Annotated in this window: 13 protein-coding genes; 5 read left to right on the forward strand and 8 right to left on the reverse strand. The window is 74.7% G+C overall.

Going from position 1 to position 14,513, the window contains the following annotated elements; genetic code table 11:
- The first annotated feature begins 480 nt into the window (after positions 1-480).
- The 5 genes from ACZ7LB_RS22670 to fabI all read left to right on the forward strand — a co-directional run bounded on the left by ACZ7LB_RS22670 (position 481) and on the right by fabI (position 7,400).
- Positions 481-2,100: an IclR family transcriptional regulator domain-containing protein gene (locus tag ACZ7LB_RS22670; RefSeq protein WP_471470654.1), complete on the forward strand. Its 1,620-nt coding sequence runs from the start codon at positions 481-483 to the stop codon at positions 2,098-2,100.
- 811 nt (positions 2,101-2,911) lie between these two features.
- Positions 2,912-5,146 carry a molybdopterin dinucleotide binding domain-containing protein gene (locus ACZ7LB_RS22675; protein ID WP_471470655.1) on the forward strand — a complete coding sequence of 745 codons (2,235 nt, stop codon included), beginning with the start codon at positions 2,912-2,914 and terminating at the stop codon, positions 5,144-5,146.
- A 149-nt stretch (positions 5,147-5,295) separates the two neighbouring features.
- Positions 5,296-5,823: an SgcJ/EcaC family oxidoreductase gene (locus tag ACZ7LB_RS22680; RefSeq protein WP_471470657.1), complete on the forward strand. Its 528-nt coding sequence runs from the start codon at positions 5,296-5,298 to the stop codon at positions 5,821-5,823.
- A 46-nt stretch (positions 5,824-5,869) separates the two neighbouring features.
- The gene (locus tag ACZ7LB_RS22685; RefSeq protein ID WP_471470658.1) at positions 5,870-6,574 is read left to right on the forward strand and encodes a 3-oxoacyl-ACP reductase family protein; all 705 of its coding nucleotides are present in this window, start codon (positions 5,870-5,872) and stop codon (positions 6,572-6,574) included.
- Between the two features lie 4 nt (positions 6,575-6,578).
- The gene (fabI, locus tag ACZ7LB_RS22690) at positions 6,579-7,400 is read left to right on the forward strand and encodes an enoyl-ACP reductase FabI (protein WP_471470660.1); all 822 of its coding nucleotides are present in this window, start codon (positions 6,579-6,581) and stop codon (positions 7,398-7,400) included.
- Between the two features lie 129 nt (positions 7,401-7,529).
- Here the strand turns inward: fabI and ACZ7LB_RS22695 are convergent, their stop codons facing one another.
- Genes ACZ7LB_RS22695 through ACZ7LB_RS22730 form a run of 8 tightly spaced genes read right to left on the reverse strand, consistent with a single transcriptional unit; the run spans position 7,530 to position 14,505 of the window.
- Positions 7,530-8,324 (reverse strand): MBL fold metallo-hydrolase, encoded by a 795-nt coding sequence (locus ACZ7LB_RS22695; RefSeq protein ID WP_471470661.1) that lies wholly within the window; start codon positions 8,322-8,324, stop codon positions 7,530-7,532.
- Positions 8,321-9,037 carry a 4'-phosphopantetheinyl transferase family protein gene (locus tag ACZ7LB_RS22700; RefSeq protein WP_471470663.1) on the reverse strand — a complete coding sequence of 239 codons (717 nt, stop codon included), beginning with the start codon at positions 9,035-9,037 and terminating at the stop codon, positions 8,321-8,323. The genes ACZ7LB_RS22695 and ACZ7LB_RS22700 overlap by 4 nt, the downstream gene beginning before the upstream one ends.
- A 20-nt stretch (positions 9,038-9,057) precedes the next feature.
- A complete protein-coding gene (locus tag ACZ7LB_RS22705; RefSeq protein WP_471470665.1) occupies positions 9,058-9,930 on the reverse strand; it encodes an aminoacyl--tRNA ligase-related protein in 873 nt (290 codons plus the stop codon).
- Positions 9,905-10,177, reverse strand: a complete 273-nt coding sequence (locus ACZ7LB_RS22710; RefSeq protein WP_202551957.1) for an acyl carrier protein — start codon at positions 10,175-10,177, stop codon at positions 9,905-9,907. The genes ACZ7LB_RS22705 and ACZ7LB_RS22710 overlap by 26 nt, the downstream gene beginning before the upstream one ends.
- On the reverse strand, positions 10,174-11,058 hold the full coding sequence (locus ACZ7LB_RS22715) for a diiron oxygenase (protein ID WP_161229393.1): 885 nt from the start codon (positions 11,056-11,058) through the stop codon (positions 10,174-10,176). The genes ACZ7LB_RS22710 and ACZ7LB_RS22715 overlap by 4 nt, the downstream gene beginning before the upstream one ends.
- A gap of 11 nt (positions 11,059-11,069) precedes the next feature.
- Positions 11,070-12,164 carry a hypothetical protein gene (locus ACZ7LB_RS22720; RefSeq protein WP_471470667.1) on the reverse strand — a complete coding sequence of 365 codons (1,095 nt, stop codon included), beginning with the start codon at positions 12,162-12,164 and terminating at the stop codon, positions 11,070-11,072.
- Positions 12,161-13,786, reverse strand: coding sequence for an AMP-binding protein (locus tag ACZ7LB_RS22725; protein WP_471470669.1), 1,626 nt, complete (start codon positions 13,784-13,786; stop codon positions 12,161-12,163). The genes ACZ7LB_RS22720 and ACZ7LB_RS22725 overlap by 4 nt, the downstream gene beginning before the upstream one ends.
- Positions 13,783-14,505, reverse strand: coding sequence for a hypothetical protein (locus tag ACZ7LB_RS22730; RefSeq protein ID WP_471470670.1), 723 nt, complete (start codon positions 14,503-14,505; stop codon positions 13,783-13,785). The genes ACZ7LB_RS22725 and ACZ7LB_RS22730 overlap by 4 nt, the downstream gene beginning before the upstream one ends.
- Positions 14,506-14,513 lie beyond the last annotated feature (8 nt).

Genomic DNA, 14,513 nt, shown 5'->3' on the forward strand with positions numbered 1-14,513 from the left:
ACGTCACCGCCGCGTGCACCGGCCGGGCGGGGCGCACCGAACGCGCCGCCGTGGGACCGGGCGACCGGGCCCCGGCGCCGGCCGCGAACACCGGGAGCACCGGTCACCCACGGCGGCCCGTCCCACCCGTACCGGTCGCACCCGTATAGGAGGGGCCCGGCCACCGGCGCGCCGCCCCGAGCCGCCCGCGCCGGACGCCGGTCCGGGTACGGACACCACGTCACCGCCGCGTGCACCGGCCGGGCGGGGCGCACCGAACGCGCCGCCGTGGGACCGGGCGACCGGGCCCCGGCGCCGGCCGCGAACACCGGGGGCACCGGGAGTACCGGTCACCCACGGCAGGCGGTCCCATCCGTACCGGTCGCACCCGTAAGGGAAGGGCCCGGCACCGGCGCACCGCCCCCGGTCACCGGGCGGGAGCGCCCTCCGGACACCGGCGCATTACGGTAGGGCTGCCGCGCCCGCCGTACCGGAGAACCGATGCCCGCCCTTCCCGCACACCCCACCGACGACGTCGTCCCCGCCGCGGACGGACCGGCGGGGACGCCGCCGGAGGCGGACGCACCGGCCGAGGCCGTGGCCCCCCTGCTGCGCGGTATCGCCGTGCTGCGGCGGCTGACCGACGCCGACGGGGGCACCCTCGGCCTCAGCGCGCTGGAGCGGGCCACCGGGCTGGCCCGCTCCACGGTCGACCGGGTCGCGGCGACGCTGGCGCGCATGGAGTACGTCCGCCTGGACGGCCGGGAGGTCACCCTGGCCCCGAGGCTGATGGAACTGGGCAACGCCTACCTCGCCTCGCTGCGCCTCCCCGCCCTGCTGGGCGCCCGCGCGGACCGGCTGGCGGACACGCTCGACGAGTCGGTCTCGCTGGCGGTCGCGGACCGTGACGGCGTCCGCTTCATCCACCAGGCCACCCGCCGCCGGGCGATGTCCCTGAGCTTCCGCATCGGCGACCTGCTCCCCGCCGAACGCACCGCGCCCGGCCCCCTGTTCGCGGCCGAGTGGGACGGGGACGCCTGGCTCCGCTGGCGCCGGCGGCGCTCCGGGGACCCCCGCGACCTCGGCTTCCCCGCCGTACCGCCGCGCGAACACCCCACCGGGGACGGCGACTTCGAGGAGCGGGCGGCGGCGGCCGCGGCCCGCGGGTACGCGCTCGACGACCAGTTGATCGAACCCGGCCTCGTCGCGGTCTCGGTGCCGGTGCGGGACCCGGGGACCGGCCGGGTGGCCTGTGTGGCCAGCGTGGTGAGCCACACCAGCCGGCACACCGCCGGGGACCTGCGCCGGACCCTCCTCCCCCGGCTGCGCACCGCGGTCGCGGCCATGGAGGACGAGCTGCGCACCGCGCCGCCCGCGGCTCCCCGCCCCGCCCCGGCCGGACTGGCCGCCTGGACGGGGGCGTCCAAGCAGGAACTCGGCCGGGGGTTCGTGGAGTCCCTGGCACGCGGTCTGACCGTGCTCACGGCCTTCGACGAGGCGCGGCCCTCGCTCACCCTCGCCGAGGCGGCGAAGGCGACCGGGCTGCCCCGCGCGACGGTCCGGCGGGCCCTGATCACCCATGTCCACGCGGGCCTGGTGGCCCGGAGCGGCCGGGCCTTCGTCCTCACCCCGCGCGTGCTCTCCCTGGGCTTCCCGCCGCTCTCCCGCGGCTCGCTGCCCGGGATCGCGCACCCGCACCTGGCGGCGCTGGCCGACCGGGTCCGCGAGCCGGTGGCGCTGGCGGTGCTCGCGGACTCCGGCGGGGAGATCCAGTACACGGCACGGGCGGGCACGCCCCGCGTGATGAGCGCCCACGTCACCCTCGGCAGCCGCCTCCCGGCCGGCGCGACCGCCGCCGGACGGGTGCTGCTGCCGGGGCCGGACGCCACCGGGCACGCCCTGGTGGACGACGAGCTGGAGCCCGGCCTGCGCACCCTGGCCGCCCCGGTGCGGGACCGCGCGGGACGGCCCGTGGCCGCGGTGGCCGTGACCGCCCACGCAGCCCGCCGCACGCCGGAGGAGTGCCTGACGGACATCCTCCCGGAGCTGCTGCGCACGGCGGAGCGCGTCGGGGCGGAGCTGCGGGTGGCGGCCCGGTTCACCGAGGTGCCGCTCATCTGACGGGGCGGAAGGCGCCGCGGCGGTCGGCACCCCCCGGCGGTCCGCGCAATCCGCACCGGTCCGCACCGGACCCCGGCCTCGGACCACTCGTCCCCGGAACCCCGGCCCCGTACCCTCCCGTTCCGCCCCGGCGGCCACCGTTCGGTCCGGGGACCGGTGACCCCGCGCGGCCGCCGGGTCCCGCCGTCGGCGCCGATCCCGGCGGTGCCCTCCCCGCCGATCCGCCCCGCGCGCAGCGCCTCCCGGGAGACGTGCCGGGTCCGCCGGGCCCCGGTCGGCCACAGCCCCGTGCGGTCGGCGGTGACCCGCCGGTCGAGCAGGGCGGCCACCGGGCCGGTCCGGAAGGCGAGGGCCGCCGGGACGACCACCTCCGGGAGCGTCCCCTCCTCCACCGCGGCCGTGACCCCGCGCTCCCCCGGAAAGTGGGCGAAGGTCCCGGCGGTGGAGACCACCGGCGCCGCCAGCACCGGGGTGATCGCCCGGGGCAGCCGTTCTGCCCCTCCGGGGCGGCCCGGCGGGGGAGGGTTATCGGACATGCGCGGCCCCTCACGGACCGCCCGGCGGCGACCGGTTCCGGCCGCCGGGACGACTCCGGCCGGGCCCTCGCCCGGGGCCGGACCGTCGCCCCCGCCGGTCGCGGACGGGGCGGAAGCGCCTCTCGCGGCGGCCCCCGCGAGGGACGGCGGACGGGCCGGGCGGTGTGCCCGTCCGCCCGGGGAACCGGGACGGTTCCGTGCCCGAAACCAGGGCGGCACGTTCACTCTTCTGGTTAAACTGCACGCGCAGTCGATCAATGGGTTCGGGGGCTGGGATGGATCGGACGGCACTGCGCGTGTGCCCGTTATGCGAGGCGACGTGCGGCCTCAGCATCACCTTGTCGGGCGAGACCGTGACCCGTGTCCGGGGCAACCCCGACGACGTTTTCAGCCAGGGCTACCTCTGTCCGAAGGGCGCCTCCCTCGGCCGGTTCGACGACGACCCCGACCGGCTCACCGCACCCCTGGTGCGCCGCCCCGACGGAGGCTTCGACGAGGTCGGGTGGGCGGAGGCCTTCGCCGCCGTCGACCGGGGGTTACGCGGGGCGGCTGAGCGGCACGGCAAGGACGCGGTGGCCCTGTACATGGGCAACCCCGTCATCCACACCCTGGCCCTCCCCCTGTACATGCTGGTGCTGCGGGAGCGGCTCGGCACCCGCAACATCTACTCGTCGACGACGCTCGACACCATGCCCAAGAGCACGGCCTGCGGCTGGATGTACGGCGACCCGCTCGCCTTCCCGCTGCCGGACATCGACCGCACCGACCACCTGCTGGTCCTGGGCGCCAACCCGGCCGAGTCCAACGGCAGCCTCTGGACCGTCGCCAACCTCCCGGGGCGGCTGAAGGCCCTCCGGGCCCGGGGCGGACGCCTCGTCGTCGTCGATCCCCGCCGCACCCGCACCGCGGACCTCGCGGACCAGCACATAGCCGTCCGGCCCGGCACCGATCCCCTGCTGCTGCTCGGCATCCTGCACACCCTGCTCGGCGAGGGACTGGCCACCGACCCCGGGGAGGGCTTCGCCGGCTTCGGCGAACTGGCCGCGCACGTCAAGGAGTTCGGGCCGGACGAGATCGCCCCCGCTTGCGGGGTCCCGGCGGACACCGTGCGCACGCTCGCCCGGGACCTGGCCTCGGCGCCGACCGCCGCCGTCTACGGGCGGCTGGGCACCAGCACCACCGAGTTCGGCACCCTCACGAGCTGGCTGGTGGACGTCGTCAACATCGTCACCGGCAACTTCGACCGCCCCGGCGGGGTGCTCTTCGGGGAGGCCCCGCACGCGGCCCGCCGCCCGGCCGAGCCGTTCCGCACCGGGCGCTGGCACAGCAGGGTCCGCGAACTGCCCGAGGTCAACGGCGAGTTGCCGACGGCCACCCTCGCCGACGAGATCGCCACCCCCGGCCCCGGGCAGGTGCGGGCGCTGCTGTGCGTCGCGGGCAACCTGGTGCTCGCCACCCCCCAGGGCGAGCGGCTGGACGAGGTCCTGCCCGGACTCGACTTCATGGTCTGCGTCGACCCCTACCTCAACGAGACCACCCGGCACGCCTCGGTGATCCTGCCGCCCCCGTCGCCGCTCCAATCGCCGCACTACGACGTCGTCCTGGCCGGCCGCTCGGTCCGGCGCAACGCCCGCTTCTCCCCGCCCGCGCGGGCCCTGGAGCCCGGGCGCCCCGGCGAGGCGGAGATCCTCGCCCGGCTGGTGCTCATCGCCTCCGGCAAGGGCCCCGGCGGGGACTGGGAGCGGGTGGACGAGCAGCTCACCGACCTGATGCTGCGGGCCGCCCGGGGCCGCCCCGGCTCCCCGCTCGCCCGCCGCGAGGCCGCCGACCTGAAGGCCGCGCTGACCGGCGAGGACGCGCTGGAGCGGCGGCTCGACCTGATGCTGCGCCTCGGCCCCGTCGGCGACCTGTTCGGGGTGCGCCCCGGCGGGCTGAACCTGGCCCGGCTCAAGGAGGCGCCGAACGGCGTGGACATCGGCCCGCTGCGGCCCCGCCGCCGCGAGGTGGTGATGACCGCCTCGGGGCTGGTCGAGCTGTGCCCGCCCGCCATCACCGCGGACCTGCCGCGGCTCGCCGCCCGGATGCGCAACCTGGACGACGGCCGGCTCGTGCTGATCTCCCGCCGCCAGCTCAAATCCGTCAACAGCTGGTCCCACAACATCGCCTCGCTCTCCGGCGGGTCCAACCGCTGCACCCTGGAGATGAGCGAGGAGGACGCCCGGCGGCTGGGCGTCACCGCCGGCGACCCGGTGCGGGTCCGCTCCCGCACCGGCGAGGTCGTGGTCCCGGCGGAGCCGACCGACCGGCTGCGGCCGGGCGTGGTGAGCATGCCCTACGGCTGGGGCCACGGCCGCGACCGCACCCGGCTCCCCCGGGCGGCGGCCGAACCGGGCGTGAGCATCAACGCGCTCACCGACGGCACCGTCGTCGACCCGTTGTCCGGGACCGCCGTATTCAACGGAGTTCCCGTACATGTCGAACCGGTATCGGAGAAACAAGCGGAAAAGTGAATTCCGAATGCTGAACACAGTTTGTCCCCGACCATCGCGGGCAAACTTTCAGCAAACCCCCACGGGCACTGGCCGGATACTTTTCATTCTTTCCGACTGCCCCTAGACTGCTCGCACAACAACTCGCCTGAACTACGGGGGGATTCCATATGAGACGTACGCGCAGCATCCTGCTCGCCGCCCTTTCCCTGGTGCTTGTCAGCGGCGCCTCGACCGTGGCCAACGCCACCGACGTCGAAACCGACGCCCTCGCCAAGAAGAACACGAAGTGCTCCCCCACCCAGCAGGCCATTCTGGATGTGCCGCACCGCCTCTTCGCGGCCTGGGACGCGGCCGACGCGAACACCTTCGCCGCCCAGTTCACCACCGACGGCCACATGATCCCGAGCAACGGCGCCTACCTCACCAGCCGGAGCCAGATCGCCGCGTACTTCACCGGCGCCTTCGCCGGCCCGTACAACGGCACCCGCATGATCGGCAAGCCGAGCAGCGTGCGCTGCCTGACCGACGACATCGCCGTCATCGACGGCCTCGGCGGCATCCTCAAGCCGGGCGACACCTACACGGACCCCGAGGACGTGCCGATCGGCCAGCGCATCATCGTCTCCTGGACCGCGGTGCGGATCAGCAACGTGTACTACATGAAGGAATTCCAGAGCACGAACGTACAGGGCTGACCCGTCGGCCGGGGGGCCGCCATTCACCAGTAATCGGAGGACCGATTTGCCGCGCACAGTTCTGGTCACCGGAGGAAACAGAGGAATCGGTCTCGCCATTGCCGAGGAATTCCTCGACCGCGGCGACTGGGTCGCCGTGACCTATCGCAGCGCCCCTCCGACGGGAAAGGCACTCGCCGTTCCCTGTGATGTCGCCGACCCGGCGCAGATCGACGCCGCATTCACCACCGTCGAGCAGGAACTCGGCCCCGTGGAGATTCTGGTCTCCAATGCCGGGATCACCGAGGACCGGCCGATGCTGCGCATGCGGGAGGAGCAGTTCTCCCGGGTCCTCGACACCAATCTCACCGGTGGCTGGCGCTGCGCCGGCCGGGCCCTGCCGAAGATGCTCCGGGGACGGTGGGGACGGATCGTCTTCGTCTCCTCCGTCGCCGGGCTGCGCGGCAACCCGGGCCAGGTCAACTACGCGGCCAGCAAGGCCGGCATGGTCGGCATGGCGCGCTCCCTGGCACGGGAGTGCGCCTCCGCCGGGATCACGGTGAACGTGGTGGCCCCCGGCTTCATCGACACCGACATGACCGCGGGGCTCCCCGAGAACCGCAGGTCCGCGCATCTGGCCGAGATACCCTCCGGGCGCCCCGGCGACGGCCGGGACGTGGCCGACGCGGTCGCCTGGCTCGCCGGGGAGCGCGCCGGGTACGTGACCGGCGCGGTCATCCCCGTCGACGGCGGCCTGGGAATGGGGCACTGAACCGATGACCACCACCACACCCGGCACTCCCCCGGCGCCCGCCGCCGGGGAACGGACTCCCGGCGGCGGACTGCTCGCGGGCAAGCGCCTGGTGATCACCGGGGTGATCACCAACCGGTCCATCGCCTTCGCCGCGGCCCGGGTCGCCCAGGAACAGGGCGCGCGGATCGTGCTCACCGGCTACGGCCGGATGTCCCTCGTCGAACTCGTCGCCCGGCGGCTGCCCGAGCCGCCACCGGTCGTGGAGCTGGACGTCACCGACCCGGACGCGCTCGCGGCGCTCCCCGGGGCCGTGGGCGAGCACCTCGACGGCGTCGACGGCGTCCTGCACTCCATCGCCTTCGCCCCGCCGAGCTGCCTCGGCGGGTTCCTCACCGCGCCCTGGGAGGACGTCGCCACCGCGGTCCACACCTCCGCGTACTCCTACTCGGCGCTCGCCACGGCCCTGCTGCCGATGATGAGCCCCGGCGGCTCGGTCGTCGGCCTCACCTTCGACGCCTCGCAGGCCTGGCCGGCCTACGACTGGATGGGCGTGGCCAAGGCCGCGCTGGAGTCGGCCAACCGCTACCTCGCCCGGGAGCTGGGGCCGCACGGCGTCCGGTCCAACCTGGTGGCCGCGGGCCCGCTGCGCACCACCGCCGGCCGGGCCATCCCGGGGCTCGCGCGGACCCAGGACGACTGGGCCGCCCGCGCGCCGCTCGGCTGGAACGTCACCGACACCGAGGCCACCGCGCGCGCCTGCGCGGCCCTGCTCTCCGACTGGTTCCCGTCGACCACCGGCGAGATCGTCCACGTCGACGGCGGCTACCACGCGATGGGGGCCTGAACACCGGGGCCGGTGCCCGCCGCCGCACACCGGCGGTGGCGGGCACCGGCCCCGCGCGCCCGCGCCGGACGGCCGGCGCCCCCGGCCCGGTGCGACGGGTCGGGGGCGCCGGCCGTCCGGCGTCCGGGGTCACACCGCCAGCCGGGCGCCCTCGTCCCCGACCACCAGGCGGCGGATCGAACCGGCCTTGGTGAACGACTCGGCGACCGCGTCCGCGCCCTCCGTGAAGTGGGCCCAACCCTCGGTGTGCACGGCGAGGACCCGGCGCGCGCCCAGCAGCTCGGCGGCCTCGGCGCCCTGCTCGGCGGTCATCGACAGCAGCGTCGGCCCGAAGGGGGCGAGCTGGGCGGCACCGACGTGCAGCACGGCCAGGTCGATGCCGTCGTGGTCGACGCGCTGGGCCAGCTCGCGCACCGGCTCCAGGGAGACGTTGTCGCCGCTGACGTACACGGTCGGCAGGCCCTCGCCGCTGAGGAAGAACCCGGTGACGGCGCCCAGCATCTGCTCGGTGCCCGCCGGGCCGTGCTGCGCGGGGACGGCGGTCACCACGACCTGGCCGCCGCCCGGGCGCTCCAGGACGTGCTCGGCCCAGGGGGCCAGGCCGGTGCCGCCGACGCGCTCCGCGGACTGCTCGGTGGTGAGCACCAGCGGGACCGTCTTCAGGAACGCGCGGCCCGCGCCGTCGAGGTTGTCCGGGTGCTGGTCGTGCGAGAGCAGCACGGCCGCGACCGGGCCCAGCTCGTCCGGGGTCAGCGCCGGTGCCTCCAGCTTGCGCAGCTCCACCGGGCCCATGCTGTAGGACGAGTCGGCGGCGTCGAAGGTGGGGTCGGTGACGAAGCGCAGGCCGCCCAGGTCGATGACGACGGTGGGGCCGCCCACCACGGTGACGGACAGCTGCTGCTCTTCGGCGTTCCCGTTGGTCATGGGAGCTCCTTCGGTGTGAGGGGTTGGGGTGGGGGTGGGAGGGAGGGCCGGGAGGCCCTCCCCGGGATCAGGGCCACCAGGGAGCCGATGAACCCCCGCGGCAGCCGCAGGGGGCACCGGCCGTGGCCGAGATGGGTGTCCGGGACACCGGGGAGACCGCGCAGACCGGTGCCGAGCGCCTTCGCCCAGGCCTCGCGGCGGGTCCAGATGTCCAGCCAGGCCCGCTGCCGGTCCGGGCCGGAGTGCGTGTCCAACCAGGCGCGTTCGGCGGCGGAGAAGTAGCGGCCGGCCAGCGCGCCGTCCCGGGCCACCGGGCGGACGTGCTCGATGTCCACGCCGATCCGGGTGCCCGGCGGCAGGCCGGTGCCGAGGGCGACGGCCACCACGCCGCCGCTGTGCGTGATGCTCACGTCCGTGTCCGGGGCGTCCGGCACCAGGGGCCGTCCGCCGCCGTCGGTGTCCAGGGGTACGTCGGCGGGCGGGCAGCCGCGGGCCCGGCCGAGGGCGCCGCGCAGCACGGAGCGGGCGAGGACGAACTCGGTCCGCGCCAGCGGATCGGTCATCGCCCCGAAACGGCGGCGTTCGGCCGCCGCGAGCGCGGTGGACGCCAGGGCGTCCACCGCCGGGGCGGGCAGGCCGCGTCCGTCGGCCCACCACGCCTCGATGGTCCCGGTCCCGGCGGGGACCCGCTCCGCCAGAGCGGGATGCGCCACCGGGACCGGTACGACCCGGGTCACCGACCGCCGACCGCCTCTACGCGGTCGGCCAGTTCGTCCTCGGAGAGTCCGAACCGGGCGGTGAGGGCGCTGATCCAGCGCTCCAGGCCGAAGGCCACGCAGCCGGTGAAGGCCGGTTCGCCCCCGCCGGTGCTGATGTCGCAGCGCTCCCCGAAGAAGTTGCGGTGGAAGTTGAGCGACCCGATGGCCAGCGACCCGTCGAAGACGAACTCCTCCTTCACCGGGAAGAGCTGGGCCATCAGGGCACGTCCCGCGCTCGCGTCGAAGAACGGGTCGGAGGCCGCCTGGATCTCGACCGGCAGGTCGAGTGCGGCCAGGTGCTCCGAGACCTTCTCGCGGAAGAGCCGGAGGTGCTCCAGGACGTCGTCGCGGGTGCCGACGCAGACGATCTCGCGCATGGTGAAGCCCAGCAGCCGCCGCAGCCCGTCGTAGTGGCTCTCGCGGCGGAAGCAGGTCGCCACCGTGGTCACCTTGTGCGGGCCCTCGGAGAGGTCCCGGCCGGCCGCGTCCAGGTAGACGTTGTAGCAGGCGGCGGACGGCAGCGCGTATCCCGCCTCGGTCAGATGACCGGCCGGGACCGTGTCCGGCCGCGGCTCGCCCGTGGCGTACGCGGGCGCGGCCTCCTCCGTCAGGGCCGCGCCGAGGATCGCCAGGTGCGGGAAGTTCTGGAAGTAGTCCAGCCGGTGCAGGTCCTCGACGCGCATCAGGGGCGGGTACTGGACGGCCGTGGCGCCGACCTCCGCCGCCCAGCCGGTGAACACGCCGTCGAGGGCCGCGCGCAGCCGCAGCGCGCCGGGGCCCAGCGTGGCGAGGCCGCCGCGGGTCGAGGCCGCGCCGCCGGCGTCAGTCGCGGGACTCGTCGGGCTCATGGAAGAACCTCCTTCGGATGGCGTTGATAGTACGGAAGTCGGAGGGCTTGACGTTCTCCATCAGGATTTCCTGTCCCGTCTGTTCCTCCAGCACATAAAGGAAGTTGACGAATCCCAGGGAGTCCAGAATGCGGTTCTCGACGAGGTCGAGGTCCGGGTCGATGGAGGTCAGGTCGGGGCGCTTGGTCAGCAGGTAGCGGACGACGGCGTCGACCCCGTCCGCGGCCCTCTCGTCGGTGGCGCTCATGAGGCGGGCAGGACGTCGTCGGTGAAGATGCCCTCGCTCACCAGGAAGTTCATGGAGCGCTTGAGCATCCTGGTCTCCAGGTCGTGGAAGGCCGGGTCGGCCAGCACCTCGTTGCGCACCTGGTAGGGGTTCTCTATGCCGGCGTCGCGGAAGGCCGCCGGGTTCACCAGGCCGTCCACGGACTTGCGCAGGTACCGCTTGAGGTACAGCTCCAGTCCGGCCAGTTCCTCGGCGCTCAGCTTCTCGCGGAGCTGCTTGTGGAGGTGGGAGACGATCTGCCGGCCGAAGGCGACGTGCCGGGACTCGTCCTGGTGGTGGATGGCGTTGATCTGGCGGATGGTGGGGTGCAGCCGCTCGTCGTCGCCCATCCGCTTGTTGAAGAAGTCGACGATCTCCTCGAAGAGGAGGAGGCGTGCGAAGACGAGGAAGTGCGCCGACTCGCCCTCGGAGCTCATCTCCAGCTGGACGCCCTTGTCCGGGTAGACCTTTCCGCCGTACTTCAGGCAGAAGGTGGCGAAGAACCACATGTGCTCGTTCTCTTCGCCGATCATGTGGTGGAAGTACTCGGAGGAGACGGCGAAGTCCTTGGTGTGGATGCGCGCGATGATCTCGGTGATCAGCTCGCGGATGCCGTCGACGTTCAGGCTGTAGAAGTTGACGCTCTCCCACTTGCTGATCGCCCAGAGCTGCTCCTCCGTGAACGACTCCGCCACCTTGGTGCCGTGCACGGACATCAGCTCGGGGGACATCCAGTACTCGTTCTCGGGCAGCGAGTCGGGCCACTGGAACAGCTTGTAGGGGTCGTAGTAGTCGCGCTCGGACATCGCCACCAGGCGGTCGAGAATGGTCTGCAGCTGCTCGTCAGCCTGCAACACGGCCATGGGTCGTCCTCTCAGTCGTTGTCGGAGCCGCGGACGGCTCCCTCGGTCTCGTGCGGGGCGGGCTGCTCTGCCGAGAGCTGGATGTCCGTCTGGTGGCGCGGGTGGGCGAACCGGCCGTCGCGCCGGTACCCGTTGACCGGCTCGTCGGCGTGGTGCTCCGTGGGCATCAGGCGGTTGAGCAGGGAGCCGGTGAAGGCGTCCGCGGCGGCCGGGTGGGCGGCCTCGGCGTGGTGCGCGGCGAGGATCACGAAGGCGGGGTCGACGGTCTTGACGACGCCGTCCTCGTCCACGACCTCCAGCCACGAGTGGGCCAGGTCGAGCATGCCCATGATCCAGCCGCGCCGGGTGCGGGCCTCGAACCCGGCGGCCCGGCAGCGCTCGGCCAGTTCCAGGCAGACCGCGATGCAGGGGGCGTACCCCTGGGCGAGGACCTCGCCGCCGCGCCACTGGAACTCCTCGGGCATGCGCCCCCAGCGGTACCGGTCGGGGCCGAACGAGGTGACGATCTCGCGCAGCCGGGGCGAGCGGATCCCGCGGTGCTCGCCCGAGGTGACCAGGACGCCCGAGGCGGTCAGCCCGGTGGTGCCGCCGACGGTGATGTCCTTGTCCCCGAGGACGGCCGCCTCGGGGCCGATGGTGAGCGACTCGGTCCAGCCGCCGTGCAGTTCGGGCCGGGGCGTGGCCAGGTTCCACGCCATGCCCGCGGGGTCCGCGCCGTCGTCGGCGGCGGGCGGCGAGAGCACCACGGAGTAGTCCCAGCGGCGGGGCCGGAACAGGGTGGCCGGGTCGGCGTGCATCCAGCGCAGGGCGTAGGCCATGGTCTTCTCGGGGACGGACTCGCCGGAGCCCGAGTAGAGCGCGAGGTTGACCAGGTCGTACCGCTCGAAGCGCTCGTCGCCCTTCTCGCCGCCGTGCGGCAGCCCCTCGGCGAGCAGTTCGTCGAGGATCTCCGGCCCGCACTGCAGCAGTTCCAGGGCGACGGCCCGGGGGACGCTCTCGTCGCGCAGGTCCTCGGGGATCAGCAGCAGGTTGCGCAGGGAGGCCAGCCAGCCCTCCCTGCCCTGGGGCTCCCGGGGACGGATCCAGGGTTCGGCGTGCGTGTTCATCCTTCGCTCCTGTGGGAGGGGCCGCTCTCGGGGGACGCGCCGCCCGCGGGGGCGAACATCCCGCGCAGCGCCGCCTTGTCGGGCTTGCCGTACGAGGCGGTGGGGATGTCCGCCACGAACTCGATCCGGGCCGGCACGTGGCCGGCGCCGAGGCCGTCCCGCACGAGGCCGCGCAGTTCGCCGGCGAGCGCCGCCGGGTCCTCGGGGCCCGCGGCGCAGACCGCGAGGAGGGCCTCTCCGGTGCGCGCGTCGGGCACGCCGACGACGGCGGCCTGGCGGACGGCCGGGTGGGTGCTCAGGACGTCCTCGACGGCCCTGGGGTGGCAGTTGGTGCCGTCCACGATGACGAGGTCGCTCTCGCGGCCGGTGAGGTGGAGGTAGCCCTCCTCGTCGAGGCGGCCCAGGTCGCCGGTGCGCAGCCAGCCGTCGCGCAGGACCCGCGCGGTCTGCTCGGGCCGCTGCCAGTAGCCGGCCATGACGGTGGGGCCGGACACCTCGACGGCGCCCTCCTCGCCGGGTCCGCGCACGGTGCCGTCCGGTCCGGTGATCCGCACCGTGGCGCCGGGCACCGGGCGGCCGACGGAGGTGAACAGCTCCGGGCGGGCGGCGGCGGCCCGCGCGTGGTCCTCGGGGCCCATGCCGGTGATGGCGATGGCCTCGGTCAGCGCGTAACTCTGCCGCAGCCTCGGTCCCAGGACGCGGACGGCCTCGGCGAGCCGGTGCGGTGCCATGGGGGAGCTGCCGTAGCTGACGGCGGCGAGGCCGCGCAGGTCGGTGGCGGACAGCCCGGGGTGGTCGAGGACCCGGTAGAGGTAGGGCGGGTAGAGGTAGGTGGTGACCAGCCGCCCGTCGGCGGCGGCCTCGCCGACGCGGCCCAGCAGGGTGCCGGCGTCGAAGGCGTCGAAGAGCTCGGTGGGGACGCCGTGGCGCAGCAGCCCGAAGGCGAGGGCGCCCGCGGCGTGGGCCATCGGGGTCATGGCGACGAAGCGCAGTCCCGGCGGCGGGGGCGGGCCCGCCCAGGCCCCGGCGGCGGCGGTCAGCGCGTGGAAGGTGTAGGCGACGCCCTTGGGCAGTCCGGTGGTGCCCCCGGTGTACATCACCCGGGCGATGTCGTCCTCCCGGGCGGCGACCGGGACGGGGGTGTCCGGCTGCGCGGCGGCGGCCGCCAGCAGGTCGGTGACGTCCGGGTCCGGTCCGGGGCCGAGGGAGAACAGCCGCTTCACCCCGGCCTCGCGGGCGGCCAGGGCCGTCCGGCGGGCCGGCTGGGCGGGTCCGGCGTCGGCGAGGACGACGGCGGCGGGCGCCGCGTCGGCGAGGACGTGCCGGACGGTCCGGTCGCCGCCGCCCGCGTGGACGGGGGTGTAGCGCAGGCCGAGGATGTGCGCGGCCAGGCCGACGGCGGTCATCTCCAGTGGGTTGGCCGCGAGGAGGACCAGTCCGTCGCCCCGTTCCAGCCCGTCGTCGCACAGGACGCGGGTGATGCGGTGGGCGAGGGAGAGCAGTTCCCGGAAGGTCATGCTCCGCTCGCCGTGGATCAGTGCGGTGCGGTCGCCCCAGTGCCCGAACTGCTCCAGGGCGCTGGTGACATACGCGGCGGGCGCGCCGCTGCCGTGCTCCGTCATGCGCCCTCCTCTTCCGGTGCGGTGGTGACGGGTGCGGTGGTGGCCGTGGCGGCCGGTGTCCCGGGGGCGGCGGGTGCCCCGGGGACGGGTGCGGGGGCGGCGGGGGCCGGGACGGTCCCGGCCGCCGGCGCGGTGGTGGCGGTGGCCGGTGCGGTGGGCACCGGCGTGGCCGAGGGGGTGACGCGGGAGCGGAACCGGCACTCGGACGCGCCGGTGCGCAGGCACGACACCCGGTCCTCGCCGACCCGGGTCCGCAGCCCCTCGAACCAGCCCTGACGCATCTGCGGGCAGGGGCAGTCGTAGCCCTCCAGCGTGCCCGCGCTCGCCAGCATCTCCAGGGCGAAGTTGCGGGTGACCGAGGTCTCCCAGGTGTCCTCGCCGGTGACCTCGGTGGACGCCTCGACGCTGTCGCCGGTCATCAGCCGGGAGATGCCGTGCAGGGCGGTGGCCAGCTCCTCGGCGGACAGGCCGGGCCGCAGCCCCCGTTCCCGGGCGTAGGTGGCGGCGATCCGGCGGGCGACGAACCGGATGGCCTCGGCGTTGACCTCGTTCGCCGCGTCCTGGCCGAAGCGCTTGGCAACGCCCTGGTACCAGCGGGCGTCGTGCAGCCACCAGAACCGGCGGAGCAGGTCGTCGGAGGGGGTGCCGGAGGGGTCGGCGCCGGAGGAGGGGGCGCCGGAGCCTCCCGGTCCGGGGGGCGGGGGTGGGGAGCTGGTCAACGTGTCGT

This window comes from Streptomyces sp. NPDC107521 (assembly GCF_055598485.1).